The organism is Streptomyces chromofuscus (genome assembly GCF_015160875.1).
In the GTDB taxonomy this organism is placed as follows: domain Bacteria; phylum Actinomycetota; class Actinomycetes; order Streptomycetales; family Streptomycetaceae; genus Streptomyces; species Streptomyces chromofuscus.
On the sequence record NZ_CP063374.1, the window covers coordinates 1,529,614 to 1,545,453 of the forward strand.

General features: G+C 72.3%; 16 protein-coding genes. 7 read left to right on the forward strand and 9 right to left on the reverse strand.

Features of this window, described 5'->3' with window-relative positions; genetic code table 11:
* Nucleotides 1-8: 8 nt before the first annotated feature.
* From IPT68_RS06905 to IPT68_RS06915, 3 genes are all read right to left on the reverse strand, one after another.
* Nucleotides 9-980 (reverse strand): aldo/keto reductase, encoded by a 972-nt coding sequence (locus IPT68_RS06905; RefSeq protein ID WP_189699640.1) that lies wholly within the window; start codon nucleotides 978-980, stop codon nucleotides 9-11.
* A gap of 154 nt (nucleotides 981-1,134) precedes the next feature.
* Nucleotides 1,135-2,562, reverse strand: coding sequence for an argininosuccinate lyase (argH, locus tag IPT68_RS06910; protein WP_189699639.1), 1,428 nt, complete (start codon nucleotides 2,560-2,562; stop codon nucleotides 1,135-1,137).
* 102 nt (nucleotides 2,563-2,664) lie between these two features.
* Nucleotides 2,665-3,858, reverse strand: a complete 1,194-nt coding sequence (locus IPT68_RS06915) for an argininosuccinate synthase (protein ID WP_189699638.1) — start codon at nucleotides 3,856-3,858, stop codon at nucleotides 2,665-2,667.
* Between the two features lie 232 nt (nucleotides 3,859-4,090).
* Here IPT68_RS06915 and IPT68_RS06920 point away from each other — a divergent pair, with 232 nt between their 5' ends.
* The 6 genes from IPT68_RS06920 (at nucleotide 4,091) to IPT68_RS06945 (ending at nucleotide 9,455) form a co-directional block, all read left to right on the forward strand.
* A complete protein-coding gene (locus tag IPT68_RS06920; RefSeq protein ID WP_308438803.1) occupies nucleotides 4,091-4,864 on the forward strand; it encodes a hypothetical protein in 774 nt (257 codons plus the stop codon).
* A 112-nt stretch (nucleotides 4,865-4,976) separates the two neighbouring features.
* Nucleotides 4,977-5,579: a pyridoxamine 5'-phosphate oxidase family protein gene (locus tag IPT68_RS06925; protein WP_189699636.1), complete on the forward strand. Its 603-nt coding sequence runs from the start codon at nucleotides 4,977-4,979 to the stop codon at nucleotides 5,577-5,579.
* A gap of 129 nt (nucleotides 5,580-5,708) precedes the next feature.
* Nucleotides 5,709-6,410: a L,D-transpeptidase family protein gene (locus IPT68_RS06930; protein WP_189699635.1), complete on the forward strand. Its 702-nt coding sequence runs from the start codon at nucleotides 5,709-5,711 to the stop codon at nucleotides 6,408-6,410.
* Nucleotides 6,411-6,489: 79 nt separating this feature from the next.
* Nucleotides 6,490-7,872 carry a ferredoxin reductase family protein gene (locus IPT68_RS06935; protein ID WP_189699634.1) on the forward strand — a complete coding sequence of 461 codons (1,383 nt, stop codon included), beginning with the start codon at nucleotides 6,490-6,492 and terminating at the stop codon, nucleotides 7,870-7,872.
* A gap of 28 nt (nucleotides 7,873-7,900) precedes the next feature.
* Nucleotides 7,901-8,662, forward strand: coding sequence for an FMN-binding protein (locus IPT68_RS06940; protein WP_189699633.1), 762 nt, complete (start codon nucleotides 7,901-7,903; stop codon nucleotides 8,660-8,662).
* On the forward strand, nucleotides 8,655-9,455 hold the full coding sequence (locus IPT68_RS06945) for an FAD:protein FMN transferase (RefSeq protein ID WP_189699632.1): 801 nt from the start codon (nucleotides 8,655-8,657) through the stop codon (nucleotides 9,453-9,455). The genes IPT68_RS06940 and IPT68_RS06945 overlap by 8 nt, the downstream gene beginning before the upstream one ends.
* A 175-nt stretch (nucleotides 9,456-9,630) precedes the next feature.
* Here IPT68_RS06945 and IPT68_RS06950 read toward each other — a convergent pair whose 3' ends face one another.
* Nucleotides 9,631-10,467 (reverse strand): class I SAM-dependent methyltransferase, encoded by an 837-nt coding sequence (locus IPT68_RS06950; RefSeq protein ID WP_189699631.1) that lies wholly within the window; start codon nucleotides 10,465-10,467, stop codon nucleotides 9,631-9,633.
* Nucleotides 10,468-10,542: 75 nt separating this feature from the next.
* Between IPT68_RS06950 and IPT68_RS06955 the strand changes: the two genes are divergently transcribed.
* Complete coding sequence (locus tag IPT68_RS06955) at nucleotides 10,543-11,028, forward strand: helix-turn-helix domain-containing protein (RefSeq protein ID WP_189699630.1); 486 nt, start codon at nucleotides 10,543-10,545, stop codon at nucleotides 11,026-11,028.
* Here the strand turns inward: IPT68_RS06955 and IPT68_RS06960 are convergent.
* Genes IPT68_RS06960 through argC form a run of 5 tightly spaced genes read right to left on the reverse strand, consistent with a single transcriptional unit; the run spans nucleotide 10,958 to nucleotide 15,788 of the window.
* A complete protein-coding gene (locus IPT68_RS06960) occupies nucleotides 10,958-11,503 on the reverse strand; it encodes an arginine repressor (RefSeq protein ID WP_189699629.1) in 546 nt (181 codons plus the stop codon). The genes IPT68_RS06955 and IPT68_RS06960 overlap by 71 nt on opposite strands.
* A 7-nt stretch (nucleotides 11,504-11,510) precedes the next feature.
* Nucleotides 11,511-12,710, reverse strand: coding sequence for an acetylornithine transaminase (locus tag IPT68_RS06965; RefSeq protein WP_189699628.1), 1,200 nt, complete (start codon nucleotides 12,708-12,710; stop codon nucleotides 11,511-11,513).
* A complete protein-coding gene (gene argB / locus IPT68_RS06970; protein ID WP_189699627.1) occupies nucleotides 12,707-13,615 on the reverse strand; it encodes an acetylglutamate kinase in 909 nt (302 codons plus the stop codon). Before argB ends, IPT68_RS06965 begins: the two co-directional genes overlap by 4 nt.
* A complete protein-coding gene (argJ, locus tag IPT68_RS06975; RefSeq protein ID WP_189699626.1) occupies nucleotides 13,612-14,763 on the reverse strand; it encodes a bifunctional glutamate N-acetyltransferase/amino-acid acetyltransferase ArgJ in 1,152 nt (383 codons plus the stop codon). The genes argB and argJ overlap by 4 nt, the downstream gene beginning before the upstream one ends.
* Nucleotides 14,760-15,788 carry an N-acetyl-gamma-glutamyl-phosphate reductase gene (gene argC, locus IPT68_RS06980; protein ID WP_189699625.1) on the reverse strand — a complete coding sequence of 343 codons (1,029 nt, stop codon included), beginning with the start codon at nucleotides 15,786-15,788 and terminating at the stop codon, nucleotides 14,760-14,762. Before argC ends, argJ begins: the two co-directional genes overlap by 4 nt.
* Between the last annotated feature and the right edge of the window lie 52 nt (nucleotides 15,789-15,840).

Here is a 15,840-nt window from a genome sequence, read left to right on the forward strand (position 1 = left end):
GGCGGGTCTCAGTGCCAGGGCAGCTGCCCGCGCCGCTCCCAGTACGCCCTCGGCTCCTCGACGAGCCCGGCGAGCCGCGCCAGCTGGTCGTCGTCCAGGTCCACGACGGCGGCGTGCAGGTTGGAGGCGAGCTGGACGGTGGTCGCGGCGCCGGACAGGACCACGCCCGCCCACGGCTCGCGCAGGACCAGGGCGAGGGCCACGGCGTCGCAGCCCAGCGACGTCTCCGCGGCCACGGCCCTCAGCGCGTCCGGGGCGTACGGCTCGGCGAGCCGCCCGTTGGCCATCGCCTCCTTGACGATGACCGTGAGCCCGGCGTCGTGGGCCTCGGCGAGGGCGGGCGCGGCCGAGGTCTCCAGGGCGTTGTAGGTGGACTGGACGGTACGGAAGAGGGGCCGGCCCTCCACCGTCACCTCCAGGGCCGCCCTGATCGCGTCGGCCTGGGCGGGGCCGCTCGTGGAGAAGCCGATCGTCAGGCCCTGGGCGGCGGCCTCGGCGAGCGCGGCGTGCAGCTTCTTGTCGCCGAGGGCAGGGCTGTCGGGGGTGATTGAGTGGATCTGGTACAGGTCGAGCCGGTCGCCGAGCAGCCCGGCGCTCTCGGCGCGCTGCCGTTCGAAGGTGGCGAGGCCGTGGTCCTTGACCTCGTGCCGCTCGGCGTCGGTGGACCAGCCGGCGGTGTAGGTGTAGCCCCACTTGCTGCCGACGACGATGTCGTCGATCTCGGGATGCGCGTTCAGCCAGTCGGCGAGGAACTCCTCGGAGCGGCCGTAGGAGCGGGCGACGTCGACGTAGCGCACGCCCTGGGCGTAGGCGGCGTCGAGGAGCGCGTGGCTGCGGGTGCGCAGGGCCTCGACGCTGCGGTCCTCACCGAGGTCGTGCTCCCGGCCGAGGTTGATGTAGCCGGGGCGGCCGACGGCGGCGAGGCCGAGTCCGATGTGGCAGGTCGGGGTCGTCGCTGTCGCGAGTCGGGCGAAGGGCATCGCGGGCTCCGTTTCGGTCGGCTGCGGTGCGGCTGTCGACCAACGTAACCCGGGATGACCTTCGCCTCAGGACTCGGTTCGTTGGGTGGTGTGGCGAGTGCGGGTGCGTCGTGGCTTGTCGCGCGGTTCCCCGCGCCCCTGGAGGGCGTTCCCCTTACCGCTTCTTATTGGCCCACTCGTGCTGGGTCGCGACGTCCTGCTTCAGCTCTGCCAGTTGGACGGCGACCGCGCTCGGTGCCGTACCGCCTCGGCCGTTGCGGGAGGCGAGGGCGCCGGGGACGTTCAGGACCGTCCGCACCTGCGGTGTCAGGTGGGCGGAGATCTTCGCGAACTGCTCGTCGGTCAGCTCGTCCAGCTCCTTGCCCTCGGCCTCGGCGACCTTCACGCACTCGCCGGCGACCTCGTGCGCGACCCGGAACGGCACGCCCTGCTTGACCAGCCACTCCGCGATGTCCGTGGCGAGCGAGAACCCGGCCGGGGCCAGCTCTTCCATGCGCTCGCGGTGGACGGTGAGGGTCGCCATCATGCCGGTGAAGGCGGGGAGCAGGACCTCCAGCTGGTCGATGGAGTCGAAGACCGGCTCCTTGTCCTCCTGCAGGTCGCGGTTGTACGCGAGCGGGAGGGCCTTGAGGGTGGCCATCAGGCCGGTGAGGTTGCCGATCAGGCGGCCGGACTTGCCGCGCGCCAGCTCCGCGATGTCCGGGTTCTTCTTCTGCGGCATGATCGACGAGCCGGTGGAGAAGGCGTCGTGCAGGGTCACGAAGGAGAACTCCTTCGTGTTCCAGATGATGACCTCCTCGGCGATCCGGGAGAGGTTCACCCCGATCATCGCGGTGATGAAGGCGAACTCGGCGACGAAGTCGCGGGAGGCCGTGCCGTCGATGGAGTTGGCGGCGCTGCCGTGCTCGAAGCCGAGGTCCCGCGCGACCGCCTCCGGGTCCAGGCCGAGGCTGCTGCCCGCGAGGGCGCCGGAGCCGTACGGCGACACGGCCGTCCGCTCGTCCCACTGGCGCAGGCGCTCGGCGTCCCGGGACAGGGACTGCACGTGCGCGAGGACGTGGTGGGCGAAGAGCACCGGCTGGGCGTGCTGGAGGTGGGTGCGGCCGGGCATCGCGACGTCCGGGTGGGCCTCGGCGAGGCCCACCAGGGCGTCCTGGAGGTCGGCGATCAGGCCGCCGATGACGCGGGCGTGGTCCCGCAGGTACATGCGGAAGAGGGTGGCGACCTGGTCGTTCCTCGACCGTCCCGCCCGCAGCTTGCCGCCCAGGTCGGGACCGAGCCGCTCCAGCAGGCCGCGCTCCAAGGCGGTGTGCACGTCCTCGTCGGCGATGGTGCCCATGAAGTCGCCCGCCGCCACGTCCGCCTCGAGCTGGTCGAGTCCGGCGATCATCCGGCGCAGCTCGTCCTCCGTGAGCAGGCCCGCCGCGTGCAGCACGCGCGCGTGCGCGCGGGAACCGGCGATGTCGTACGGCGCGAGCCGCCAGTCGAAGTGGACGGACGCGGACAGCTTCGCCAGGGCCTCGGCGGGACCGTCGGCGAAACGGCCGCCCCAGAGCCGTACGTCACCGCTGTTGCTGCTCACTTGCGTGCTCCTCGGAAGATGGCGATGTGCGACCGCCTCCCCACTGTCGGTGAGCGAGGAGGCGGCGGTCGGGCTGGTGCGGGTGAGGTGTGCGCCGGCGTCCTACGCGAGGTCGCGCTTGGCCGCGATCTTCGACGACAGGCTGTAGATGTCGATGAAGCCCTTCGCCGCGGACTGGTCGAACGTGTCGCCCGTGTCGTAGGTCGCGAGGTTGAAGTCGTACAGCGAGGCCTCGGAGCGCCGGCCGGTGACCACCGCGCGACCGCCGTGCAGGGTCAGCCGGATGTCGCCGGAGACGTGCTGGTTGGCCTCGTTGATGAAGCCGTCCAGGGCGCGCTTGAGCGGGGAGAACCACAGGCCGTCGTAGACCAGCTCGCCCCAGCGCTGCTCGACCTGCCGCTTGTAGCGGGCCAGCTCGCGCTCGACGGTGACGTTCTCCAGCTCCTGGTGGGCGGTGATCAGGGCGATCGCGCCAGGAGCCTCGTACACCTCGCGGGACTTGATGCCGACGAGACGGTCCTCGACCATGTCGATCCGGCCGATGCCCTGGGCGCCGGCGCGCTCGTTGAGCTGCTGGATCGCCTGGAGCACGGTGACGGGCTTGCCGTCGACGGCGACCGGGACACCCTCCTTGAAGGTGATGATCACCTCGTCGGCGTCGCGCGGGGTCGCCGGGTTCTGGGTGTACTCGTAGATGTCCTCGATCGGGGCGTTCCAGATGTCCTCCAGGAAGCCCGTCTCGACGGCGCGCCCGAAGACGTTCTGGTCGATGGAGTACGGGGACTTCTTGGTGGTGGCGATCGGGAGGTTCTTCTCCTCGCAGAACGCGATGGCCTTGTCGCGGGTCATCGCGTAGTCGCGGACCGGGGCGATGCACTTCAGGTCGGGCGCGAGGGCGACGATGCCGGCCTCGAAGCGGACCTGGTCGTTGCCCTTGCCGGTGCAGCCGTGGGCGACCGTGGTGGCGCCGTGCTTCTTGGCGGCGGCGACGAGGTGCTTGACGATCGTCGGGCGGGAGAGGGCGGAGACCAGCGGGTAGCGGTCCATGTAGAGGGCGTTGGCCTTGATCGCCGGGAGGCAGTACTCCTCGGCGAACTCGTCCTTGGCGTCCGCGACCTCGGCCTCGACGGCACCGCAGGCGAGCGCGCGCTTGCGGATGACGTCCAGGTCCTCGCCGCCCTGGCCGACGTCCACGGCGACGGCGATGACCTCGGCGCCGGTCTCCTCGGCGATCCAGCCGATGGCGACGGAGGTGTCCAGACCGCCGGAGTAGGCGAGTACGACGCGCTCGGTCACGGGTTTCTCCTCACACTGCATTCGCTGACATGCATGAGTATGCAGGAGTCTGCATGATTCGTCAATCTCGGGCCGATGGGCCGGGAATCCGGCGCCTGCTGAACATGCGAGATCGCTTTCCCGTACTCCCCACCGAACGCCGGCGACCCCAAGTCACCCCACCCCGTGAGGCTTTCGCATGTCCAGGGCTCTCCCGAAGACCCACAGGCGCCGCACAGGCATGATCGGCGGCGTGTCCGCGGTGGTGATGTCCGCGGCCTTGATCGCCGACGCCACCCTGGCCGGGGAGGCGCCCGGGAACGACGCGGCGCGGGCGTCGGCGCAGGCCACGGCCGGCACCGTCACCTGCCCGGCGGTGCCGCCGAACCTCCCGCCCGTCCCCGCGCGGGCCGAGGCCAACCGCGATCTCGCGCTGCTCGACACCCAGATCGCCGAGGCCGCAGGACGCCTGCGGGAGACCGTCGGCCACGGCGGTGCGGACTGCGTGCGGTCCGCCGTCCTCGGGCCGCTCCAGGACAAGCGGGTCGCCGGCGTCGACCGCATCGCCACGGCGATCGGCCGCCTCGCCGCCCGGCCGCAGGGCCTGGCCGCGCTCGCGCCCTGCACGGTCGGCGCTGAGGGCGCGGGCGGCGGCCCAGCCGGCGCCACCGCGTCCGCGAGCCAGACGTCCGGCGGCAGCACCGGCGGTGCGGGGCCGGGCATGGGCGCGGGTGCGGGTGCGATCTCCTGCCCCGACGTGCCGTCCCGCCTCCCGGCAGTCCCCGTCTCCGCGCGGGCCGAGGCCGATCGCGATCTCGCGCTGCTCGACACCCAGGTCGTCGAGGCCGAGGAACGCCTGCGGGAGAGCGTCGGCGAGGGCGGACCGGACTTCGTGCGGAACGCCCTCCTCGGGCCGCTCCAGGACAAGCGGGCGGCGGCGATCGAGCGGATCGTCCTCGCCATCGGCCGTACGGCCGCCGAGCCCCAGGGACTCGGCTCCCTGGCCGCCTGCACGCTCACCCGGTGACGTGACAGGCGCTGTGGCCGCCCCGTTGCAGCGCCGGCCGGGGCGGCCACGGCGAGAGAAACCGGCCCAAACCCTTAGGCAGACGAACTAACTTCACGGATAATCACCTGCCATGGGAAAGACCTATGAGCGCATAGACGGCAGACTCCGTTCGTTCATCGAGGAGCAGCCCCTCTTCTTCACCGCGACCGCCCCGCTGTCCGGCGACGGCACGGTCAACCTCTCCCCCAAGGGCCTCAAGGGCTCGTTCGTGGTGCTCGACGAACTCACCGTCGCCTATCTCGACTTCGCCGGCTCCAACGCCGAGACGGTCGCGCATCTGCGGGAGAACGGACGCATCACCCTCATGTGGTGCGCCTTCCAGGGCCCGCCGAACATCGTCCGGGTGCACGGACGCGGGGAGCCGGTGTTCCGTGACGATCCGCGCTTCGGGGAGCTGCTCACGCACTTCCCCGACATCGACCCGGGCGAGCACGGGCTGCGCGCCATCGTCGTCGTGACGGCCGAACTCGTTCGCGACAGCTGCGGGTTCGCGGTGCCGCTGATGACGTACGACGGTGATCGCGAGCTGCATGCCCGGCGCTTCGCGCGCGAGGACAGCGCGTCGCTGAGCACGTACTTCGCGGGCAAGGACCACATCGCCACGAGCCTGGACGGGCTGCCCGGAGTGCCGCTGCCGCTGCCGCCCGTCACCCATGACGGACGCCCGGTCTGACCCGTCCGGTGGTCCGGTGGCACACCGTCAGCTCCCCTGCCGCCGAACGCGCCGCAGGTGTGACCCCTCCCGGGCCCGAACGGACCATCCGCACTGCCGTCGCGGGAAGCCGCCGTTAGCGTCGTGATCATGCGCCTCGCCGTCACCGCCGCCGTGTCCGTCCTCGTCTGCGCCACCCTCCTCGGCGCCGCCCCCGCCGAGGGGGATGCGCTGCCCGACCGCATGGCCGACACCGGCCCCGGCAGTCAGCTGATCACCGCCGTGGCGCCCTCGGCGTCCTCGACGACGGGAACGGTGACGTGGTGGGACCGGCGGGACGGACGCTGGGTCGAGGCCGGTTCGGCGCCGGCCCGGTTCGGGGCGAACGGGCTCGTCGAGGGCGCTGCCCGTACGCAGGGCACTGACACCACGCCGACGGGGCTGTTCACGCTGCCGTACGCCTTCGGCATCGAGGCGGCGCCGGCCGGGACGACGTACAAGTACCGGCCCGTGCACGAGAGTTCCTGGTGGTGCCAGGACAACGACTCGCGCGCCTACAACCGCTGGACCGAGCCCCGACCCGCCGACTGCCGGGCACAGGAGGCCGAACACCTGATGTCCTACGGGCCGCTCTACGCCCATGCGCTGGTCATCGGCTTCAACTACCACACGCCGGTACGCGGGCGCGGAGCCGGCATCTTCCTGCATGTCAGGGGCGAAGGCCCGACGGCGGGTTGCGTGTCGGTGCCAAAGGACGCGATGCGCCGGATCCTGCTGTGGGCGAAGGCCCGGGGCAGGCCGCACATCGCGGTGGGAACGGAGAGCGGACCCACCGCGATCACCCGGTACTGACTGAACACACCGCCGCCACCGCACGTATCTCTGGGCCAAGGGACCACGACGAACCGTTGCCCCCGTCCCCGGAGGAACCGTGACCACCACGCTCGCAGGCGGCCGTGCCGCCCGGCGGCAGACCATGCGCCGTATCCGCCCGCGCCGCTCCCCCGCCGTCCCGCTGCTGCTCGCCGTGTGGGCCGGAGCGGCCGCGGTGCTGGGGCTGTGGTGGCAGAACACCCCCTCCGTCGCCGACACCACCGGACGCATCCTCAACGCGGGCCGGATCACCGGGCTGCTCGCCGGGTACCTGATGGCGCTGGTGGTGCTCCAGATGGCCCGGGTGCCCGCGCTGGAGCGGCGGGTGGGCTCCGACCGGGTGGCGCGCTGGCACGCGATGACCGGCCGCTACACCCTCTGTCTGGTCCTCGCGCACGTCTTCCTCACCATGTGGGGCTACGCGTTGCAGGCCGGCAAGACCCTCGGCGACGTCGTGCAGCAGACCGTCGACTCCGTCAACCAGCTGCCCGACATGGGCAAGGCCGCGATCGGCACCGGCCTGCTGGTGCTCATCGGCCTCGTCTCGATCGGCCCGGTCCGCCGCAGGATGCCGTACGACACCTGGTACCACGTCCATCTGATGACGTACACCGCGGTGTACCTGACGTTCTGGCACCAGATCAGCAGTGGCAACGACTTCGCCGTCGAGCCCGCCGCCAAGACGTTCTGGTACGGGCTGTACGGGACCGTCACCGCGCTGGTGGTGTGGTTCCGGATCATCACGCCGGTCAGGCTGAACCTGAGGCACCGGATGCGGGTCGAGGCGGTCGTCGAGGAGACGCCCGGGATCGTGTCGGTGCTGATCGGCGGGCGGAAGCTGCACCGGATGGGCGCGGAGGCGGGGCAGTTCTTCCGGTGGCGGTTCCTGGCGCCGGGGATGCGGTTCAGCTCCCACCCGTACTCGCTGTCGGCGGCACCCCGCCCCGGCATGCTGCGGATCACCGTGAAGGCGATCGGCGACCACAGTGCCCGGCTGCGCGAGCTGGAACCCGGCACCCGGGTGTGGGCCGAGGGGCCGTACGGCGCGCTGACCGCCCAGCGGCGCAGCCGCGGCAAGGTGCTGCTGGTGGCGGGCGGCGTCGGGATCACGCCGATGCGGGCCCTGTTCGAGACGCTTCCCGGCGCGGCCGGTGACATCACCCTCCTCTACCGGGCCAACAGCACCCAGGATCTGGCCCTGTGGGGCGAGCTGGCGAAGATCGCCGACGAGCGGGGCGCCCGGCTGATGTACGCGGTCAACAGCCCGGACGGGGAGCGCCCGGACATCTCCGCCGAGTCGCTGGAGCGGAAGATCCCGGACATCGACCGCCACGACGTGTTCCTGTGCGGGCCGCCCGGCTTCGCCCAGTCCGTCTACGAGGCACTGCGCGGCGCGGGGGTCCCCGCCCGCCGTATCCATCACGAGTCGTTCGAGATGTGAGCGACGGGTCACCAGGAGACCGGCAACCATGAAGAAGAGCCACCCCGTGCGGCGTGCGGTGCTCGCCACCGCCGCCACCGTGTCCGGCATCGTGCTGCTGCTGTCGCTGAAGCCGGCGACCGACCCCGGATCCGCCGCGGCGGCGGGCGGCGCGGCACCCCCCGCGGGGGCGGCGGCGCCGCAGGGCGGAGCGCAGGCCGCGGGCACCGCGACGGTCACCGGCGCCGTCGCCAGGACGCAGTACGGTCCCGTGCAGGTCCGGCTGACCGTGAGCGACGGGAGGATCACCCGGGCGGAGGCGGTGCAGGCGCCCAGCGGGGGCCGGAGCAGCCAGGTCACCGCCGACGCCGTGCCCCGGCTCAACCAGGCGGCCCTCGCGGCGCAGAGCGCTCGGATCGACGCGGTGTCGGGGGCGACGTACACGAGCGCCGGCTACCAGGAGTCCCTCCAGTCGGCCCTGGACCGGATGCCGGCGGGCGGCGGCTCCGCCGACGCGGGCGCGGGCGGCGCCCAGGCGGCGCGCACGGTCACCGGTGCCGTGACCCAGACGCAGTACGGGCCCGTGCAGGTCCGCATCACCGTCAGCGGCGGCAGGATCACCCGGGCGGAGGCGGTGCAGGCGCCCAGCGGGGGCCAAAGCAGCCAGATCACCGCCGACGCCGTGCCCCGGCTCAACCAGGCGGCCGTCGCCGCGGGCAGCGCCGACATCGACGCCGTGTCCGGGGCCACGTACACCAGCAGCGGGTACCGGCAGTCGCTCCAGTCGGCCCTGGACCAGGCCGGTGGCTGAGCCGGTGACGGAGCCCGCGCAGGCTCCCGCCGCGGTACGCCGGGCGGAGGAGGTGATGGGGACCGTCTTCTCCTTCGACGTCCGCGGCGGGGATCCCACTGCCGTGCGAGCGGCACTCGACGAGGCCGTCGCCGGACTGCACCGGGTCGACCTGGTGTTCAGCACCTACCGGCAGGACAGCCAGATCTCCCGGCTGGGGCGTGGCGAGGTGGGCGTCGAGGAGTGCGACCCCGAGGTCGCCGAGGTGCTGGAGCTGGCCGCCGAGGCGGAACGGGTCAGCGAGGGGTGGTTCAGCACGACGTACGAGGGCCGGCTCGACCCGACCGGGATCGTCAAGGGCTGGGCCGTCGAACGGGCGGCGCGGCTGCTGGCGGCGGCCGGGGCGAGCGGGGTCAGCGTCAACGGCGGCGGGGACGTCCAGCTGCTCGGCGCGCCCGGGGCGGGGCGGCCCTGGCGGGTCGGCGTGTCGGACCCCCTGCGGCCGGGCGGGCTGGCGGCGGTCGTCTCCGCGGGCGGCGTCGGCGAGCTGGCCGTCGCCACCTCCGGCACGGCCGAGCGCGGCGCCCACATCGTCGATCCGCGCACCGGGAAGTCGGCGGTGACGGACCTGCTCGCGGTGACCGTCGTCGCTCCTCGCCTGACGTGGGCGGACTGCTGGGCGACAGCGGCCTTCGCGAGGGGCTCACGCGACGGACTGGCCTGGCTGGAGTCATTGCCGGACGTGGAGGCCCTGCTGATCACGGCAGGCGACGAGGTGTGGTGCACGGGCGGGCTGGCCGGGTGGCTGGGGTGAGGACGAGGAACAGGGCGCAGTGCGCAGCGGCGGGGCATGCGGACTGTCGCTGACCAGGCTGTGGCGGCGCCGAGCCGATGCCCGGAGCACCGCAACCACTGGCGTCAACAGGACCGGACCGCCACCCGACACGGCCGACGCGTGGGCGTGACCTCGGTCGGACCGTCACCGGCGCCTACGCCGAAGCCCGGACCAGCCAGCACGCCGCCGTGAACCCGACCTCGCTCTCCCGCACGTACGGGGCGAAGGCGGTGTGCAGCGTTTCGACGACCTGCGCGCGGGTCCGCTCGTCCACTTCGTGCAGCACCCGGCCCACAGGCCCGAGCAGGGTGAAGTAGCGCTCCAGCTGCCGCTCCGGCATGGCGCACGCGACGTCGAGCGGCTCGACGGCGACGTCCGTCCAGCCGCTCGCGTCGAGGATGCCGCGCACCCGGTCCTCCCGCGCGAAGGCGAACTGGCCGGGCGCGTCGGGGTCCCGGGACGGCAGGTCCGGCAGCAGCGGCGCCGCGGCCCGCTCGGCCGTCGTCATGAAGGGGTTTTCCTCGGGGCCGCGCCAGACGATCAGCCGGAGTCCCGCGCCGGGGCGTGCGGCGCGCCGCAGGTTGGTGAACGCGCCGGTGAAGTCCTCGAAGAACATCACGCCGAACCGCGAGACGACCAGGTCGAAGCCGCCCGGGGCGAAGGCGTGGGTCGCGGCGTCGGCCTGGACGAAGCGGGCCGGCACGCCCTCCCGCTCGGCGCGCGCCCGGGCGGCCTCGATCATCGGCTCGGCGATGTCGACGCCGACGCAGTCACCCTCCGCGCCCGCTCGCCGAGCGGCGGCGACGGTCGTGGCACCGGTGCCGCAGCCGACGTCGAGGACGCGCGCACCGAGCCCGACCGGCTCGGCGAGCAGCGGCTCGAACGGCCGGAACAGCTCGTCGAGCACATCCTGCGCCGCGACCCAGTTGCGTCCCGCGACCCCGCTCCACAGCGCCTTGAGTGCCTGCGCGTCCCGGCGTTCGGCAGTCATGTCCGTCTCCCTTCGCTTGCCCTGGAAAGGCCGTAGCCGTACGGTGCCAGTTCAAGTCGACTTGAGGTCAAGAGCATGGACGATCCGGACATCGCGGAAGTGGCGCGGCGCTCCGGCCTGCCTGCCTCCACCTTGCGCTTCTACGAGGAGAAGGGCCTGATCGCCTCGACCGGCAGACGGGCGGGCCGGCGTGTCTTCGACCCCGGTGTGACGCAGCGGCTGGCGCTGATCGCGATGGGCCGCGCTGCGGGTTTCTCGCTCGACGAGATCGCGCTGATGTTCGCGCCGGACGGCCGGCCCCGGATCGACCGGGGGATGCTGGCGGCGAAGGCGGACGAGCTGGACCGGACGATCCGCCGGCTGACCGCCCTGCGCGACGGGCTGCGGCACGCCGCGGACTGCCCCGCGCCGAGCCACATGGAGTGCCCGACCTTCCGCCGCCTGTTGCGGGCTGCGGAGTCGGGCGCGACGAGCGCGGCGCCGGGTGGGCTCAGTGGCCGTTCTGCGCCAGCCGCAGCAGGTGGTCGGCGAGCGCCTGGCCCCCGTCCGGATGACGGCTGATCAGCAGCAGCGTGTCGTCCCCGGCGATGGTGCCGAGGATGTCGTGCAGCTCGGCCTGGTCGATCGCCGAGGCGAGGAACTGGGCCGCACCCGGCGGGGTGCGCAGGACCACGAGGTTGGCGGAGGCCTCCGCGGAGATCAACAGCTCCTGGGAGAGGCGCCGCATCCGCTCCTCCTTCGCCGACTCCCCCAGCGGCGCGCGCGGCGTGCGGAAGCCGCCCTCGCTGGGGACGGCGTAGATGAGGTCGCCGTCGTTGTTGCGGATCTTCACCGCGTTGAGCTCGTCCAGGTCCCGGGAGAGCGTCGCCTGGGTGACGGTCAGCCCGTCGTCGGCGAGCAGCTTCGCCAGCTGGCTCTGGGAGCGCACCGGTTGCCGGTTGAGGATGTCGACGATCCGGCGGTGACGTGCGGTGCGGGTCTGCGGCACGGCAGGTCCGTTGACCCCCGCCTGCCCTTGGTCCTGCGCGTGGCTCATCGTCGTCTCATTCTCCGGCTCGTCCGTCCCCGTGCCCTGCGTCGAGGACACCGGGCAGCGCCCGGAGCAGCGCCTCCACCTCGTCGTCGCCGAGGTTCAGCGGCGGCATGAGCCGTACGACATCGGGGGCGGGCGCGTTGACCAGGAAGCCGGCGTCCTGAGCCGCCTGCTGCACCTGCGGCGCGAGCGGCTCGGTGAGCACGATACCCAGGAGGAGTCCCGCACCCCGTACATGGTCGATCAATCCGTGGTTCAGGGACTCGATTCCGTCCCGCAACCTCTCGCCCTGCCGCTTGACGTTCTCCAGCAGTCCCTCGTTCGCGATGGTGTCGAGCACGGCGAGTCCCGCGGCGCAGGCGACGGGGTTGCCGCCGAACGTCGTGCCGTGCTGACCGGGCTTGAGCAGCTCGGCCGCCCTTCCGAACGCCACCGTGGCGCCGAGCGGCAGCCCGCCGCCGAGGCCCTTGGCGAGCGTGACGACGTCCGGCAGGACTCCCTCGTGGGCCTGGTACTCGAACCAGTGTCCGGTCCGCCCGATCCCGGTCTGCACTTCGTCGAGGACCAGCAGCGAGCCGGTCGCGGCCGTGATGGCGCGGGCCGCCTTCAGATAGCCGGCGGGCGGGACGACGACCCCGTTCTCGCCCTGGACCGGCTCGATGACGACGAGGGCCGTCTCCTCGGTGACCGCGGCGGCCAGCGCCTGGGCGTCGCCGTACGGGACGTGCGTGACGTCGCCGGGCAGCGGCAGGAACGGCTCCTGCTTGGCGGGCTGGCCGGTGAGGGCGAGGGCGCCCATGGTGCGGCCGTGGAAACCGCCCTCGGTGGCGACCATGTGGGTCCGCCCGGTCAGCCGGCCGATCTTGAAGGCACCCTCGTTGGCCTCGGCGCCGGAGTTGCAGAAGTAGACCTTGCCGTCCCGGCCGAACAGTTGGAGCAGCCGTTCGGCGAGCGCGACGGGCGGCTCGGCGACGAACAGGTTGGAGACGTGCCCCAGCGACGCGATCTGCTTGCTGACCGCCTCGACCACCGCGGGGTGCGCGTGCCCGAGCGCGTTGACCGCGATACCGCCGACGAAGTCGGCGTACTCGTTGCCGTCGGCGTCCCACAGCCGCGCGCCCTCGCCGCGCACGAGCGGCAGTCGCGGGGTGCCGTAGTTGTTCATGAGCGCGCCCTGCCACCGGGCGGTCAGGTCCTGGTTGGCACTCATACGGCGTCCCCCTCGTGCGCGTCCGGCACGACCATCGTGCCGATGCCCTCGTCGGTGAAGATCTCCAGCAGGATCGAGTGCTGGACCCGGCCGTCGATGACGCGGGCGTTGCGCACGCCATTGCGCACGGCGTGCAGGCAGCCCTCCATCTTCGGCACCATGCCGGACGACAGCTCCGGCAGCAGCTTCTCCAGCTGGGAAGCGGTGAGGCGGCTGATCACCTCGTCGCTGTCGGGCCAGTCCTCGTAGAGGCCCTCGACGTCGGTGAGGACCATGAGGGTCTCGGCGCCCAGCGCAGCAGCGAGTGCCGCAGCCGCCGTATCAGCATTGATGTTGTAGACATGTCCGTCGTCCTGGGAACGGGCGATCGACGACACGACCGGGATCCGGCCGTCGGCGAGCAGTGCCTCGATCGCGCCCGTGTCGATCTCGGTGATCTCGCCGACCCGCCCGATGTCGACGAGCTCGCCGTCGATCCGGGGCTGGTGCTTGGTGGCGGTCATGGTGTGCGCGTCCTCGCCGGTGAGACCGACGGCGAGCGGGCCGTGCTGGTTGAGCAGCCCGACCAGCTCCCGCTGTACCTGCCCTGCGAGCACCATGCGGACGACGTCCATGGCGTCCTCGGTGGTGACGCGCAGGCCCGCCCGGAACTCGCTGACGATGCCGTGCCGGTCGAGGGCGGCGCTGATCTGCGGGCCGCCGCCGTGCACGACGACGGGCTTGAGCCCGGCGTGCCGCAGGAACACGACGTCCTGCGCGAAGGCGGCCTTCAGCTCCTCGTTCACCATGGCGTTGCCGCCGAACTTGATGACGACCGTCTTGCCGTGGTGCCGGGTCAGCCACGGCAGCGCCTCGATGAGGATCTGCGCCTTGGGCAGCGCGGTGTGTTTACGCGTCGTGGTCATGAGGAGTAGGCGCTGTTCTCGTGGACGTAGTCGGCGGTGAGGTCGTTGGTCCAGATGGTGGCGGTCTCGGACCCGGCGGCGAGGTCGGCGACGATGTGCACCTCGCGGTAGCGCATGTCGACCTTCTCGCGGTCCTCGCCGACGCCGCCGTTCTTGCAGACCCAGACGCCGTTGATGGCGACGTTGAGCCGGTCGGGCTCGAACGCGGCGGACGTGGTGCCGATCGCGGACAGGACACGGCCCCAGTTGGGGTCCTCGCCGTGGATGGCGCACTTGAGGAGGTTGTTGCGGGCGATGGAGCGGCCCACCTCGACGGCGTCGTCCTCGGTAGCGGCGTTGATCACCTCGACCCTGATGTCCTTGCTGGCGCCCTCGGCGTCCCGGACGAGCTGCTGCCCGAGGTCGTCGCAGACCTGCCGTAGGGCGTCGGCGAACTCCTCGTAGCCGGGGGTGACCCCGGACGAACCGGAGGCCAGCAGCAGGACGGTGTCGTTGGTCGACATGCAGCCGTCGGAGTCGACGCGGTCGAAGGTGACCCGGGTGGCCGCGCGCAGGGCCTTGTCCAGCGTCGCGCTGTCCAGGTCGGCGTCGGTGGTGAGGACGACGAGCATGGTGGCGAGGCCCGGGGCGAGCATGCCGGCGCCCTTGGCCATGCCGCCGACGGTCCAGCCGTCCCCGGTGACGACGGACGTCTTGTGGACGGTGTCGGTGGTCTTGATGGCGATGGCGGCCTTCTCGCCGCCGTGCTCGGAGAGCTGGGCGGCGGCCGTCTCGACGCCGGGGAGCAGCTTGTCCATCGGGAGCAGGACGCCGATGAGGCCGGTGGAGCAGACGGCGACCTCGATGGCGCCCCGGCCGAGCACCTCGGCGGCCTTCTCGGCGGTGGCGTGGGTGTCCTGGAAGCCCTTCGGCCCGGTGCAGGCGTTGGCGCCGCCGGAGTTGAGGACGACGGCGGAGACCTGGCCGCCCTTCAGCACCTGCTCCGACCAGAGCACGGGCGCGGCCTTGACGCGGTTGGAGGTGAAGACGCCCGCGGCGGCGCGGCGTGGCCCGGTGTTGACCACGAGGGCCAGGTCCGGGTTGCCGTTCTCCTTGATCCCGGCGGCGATGCCGGCCGCCGTGAATCCCTGTGCTGCCGTGACACTCACGGTGCGACTCCGATCGTGGAAAGTCCCGTGTCCTCGGGGAGGCCGAGGGCGATGTTCATGCTCTGGACGGCACCGCCCGCGGTGCCCTTGGTCAGGTTGTCGATGGCGCTGATCGCGATGATCCGCCCCGCGGCCTCGTCGTGCGCGACCTGCACCTGAACGGCGTTGGAACCGTGGACGGACGCGGTGGCGGGCCACTGGCCCTCGGGGAGCAGGTGGACGAAGGGCTCGTCGGCGTAGGCCTTGGTGTAGGCGGCGCGCAGCGACTCGCCGGTGACCCCCTCCGTGGCGGTGGCGCTGCACGTGGCGAGGATGCCGCGCGACATCGGGGCGAGGGTCGGTGTGAAGGACACGGTGACGCGCTCACCGGCGGCGGCGCTGAGGTTCTGGATCATCTCGGGGGTGTGCCGGTGGACCCCGCCGACGCCGTACGGCGACATGGACCCCATGACCTCGGAGCCGAGCAGGTGCGGCTTCGGCGTCCTGCCCGCTCCGGAGGCGCCGGACGCGGCGACGATCACGGCGTCGGGCCCGGCCAGCCCCGCGGCGTACGCCGGGTACAGCGCAAGGGAGACGGCCGTGGGGTAGCAACCGGGCACCGCGATGCGCTTGGACCCCTCCAGCGCGGCGCGGCAGCCCGGCAGTTCGGGGAGGCCGTAGGGCCAGGTCCCGGCGTGCGGGGAGCCGTAGAACCTCTCCCAGTCGCCGGCGTCCTCCAGCCGGAAGTCGGCGCCCATGTCGACGACGAGCACGTCCGGCCCGAGCTGCTCGGCGACGGCGGCGGACTGCCCGTGCGGCAGCGCGAGGAACACCACGTCGTGCCCGGCGAGCGCCTCGGCGGAGGTCTCGCTCAGCGTCCGGTCGGCCAGCGGCAGCAGCTGCGGCTGGAGCGCGCCGAGCCGCTTGCCGGCGTTGGAGTTGCCGGTCAGGGCGCCGATCTCGACCTCGGGGTGCGTCAGGAGCAGCCGCAGCAGCTCTCCGCCCGCGTATCCGCTCGCTCCGGCCACCGCCGCACGTACCGTCATGGACCCTCCTCCTGGATGGCATGACTATACGTTTCTCTGCACGTTTATGCAA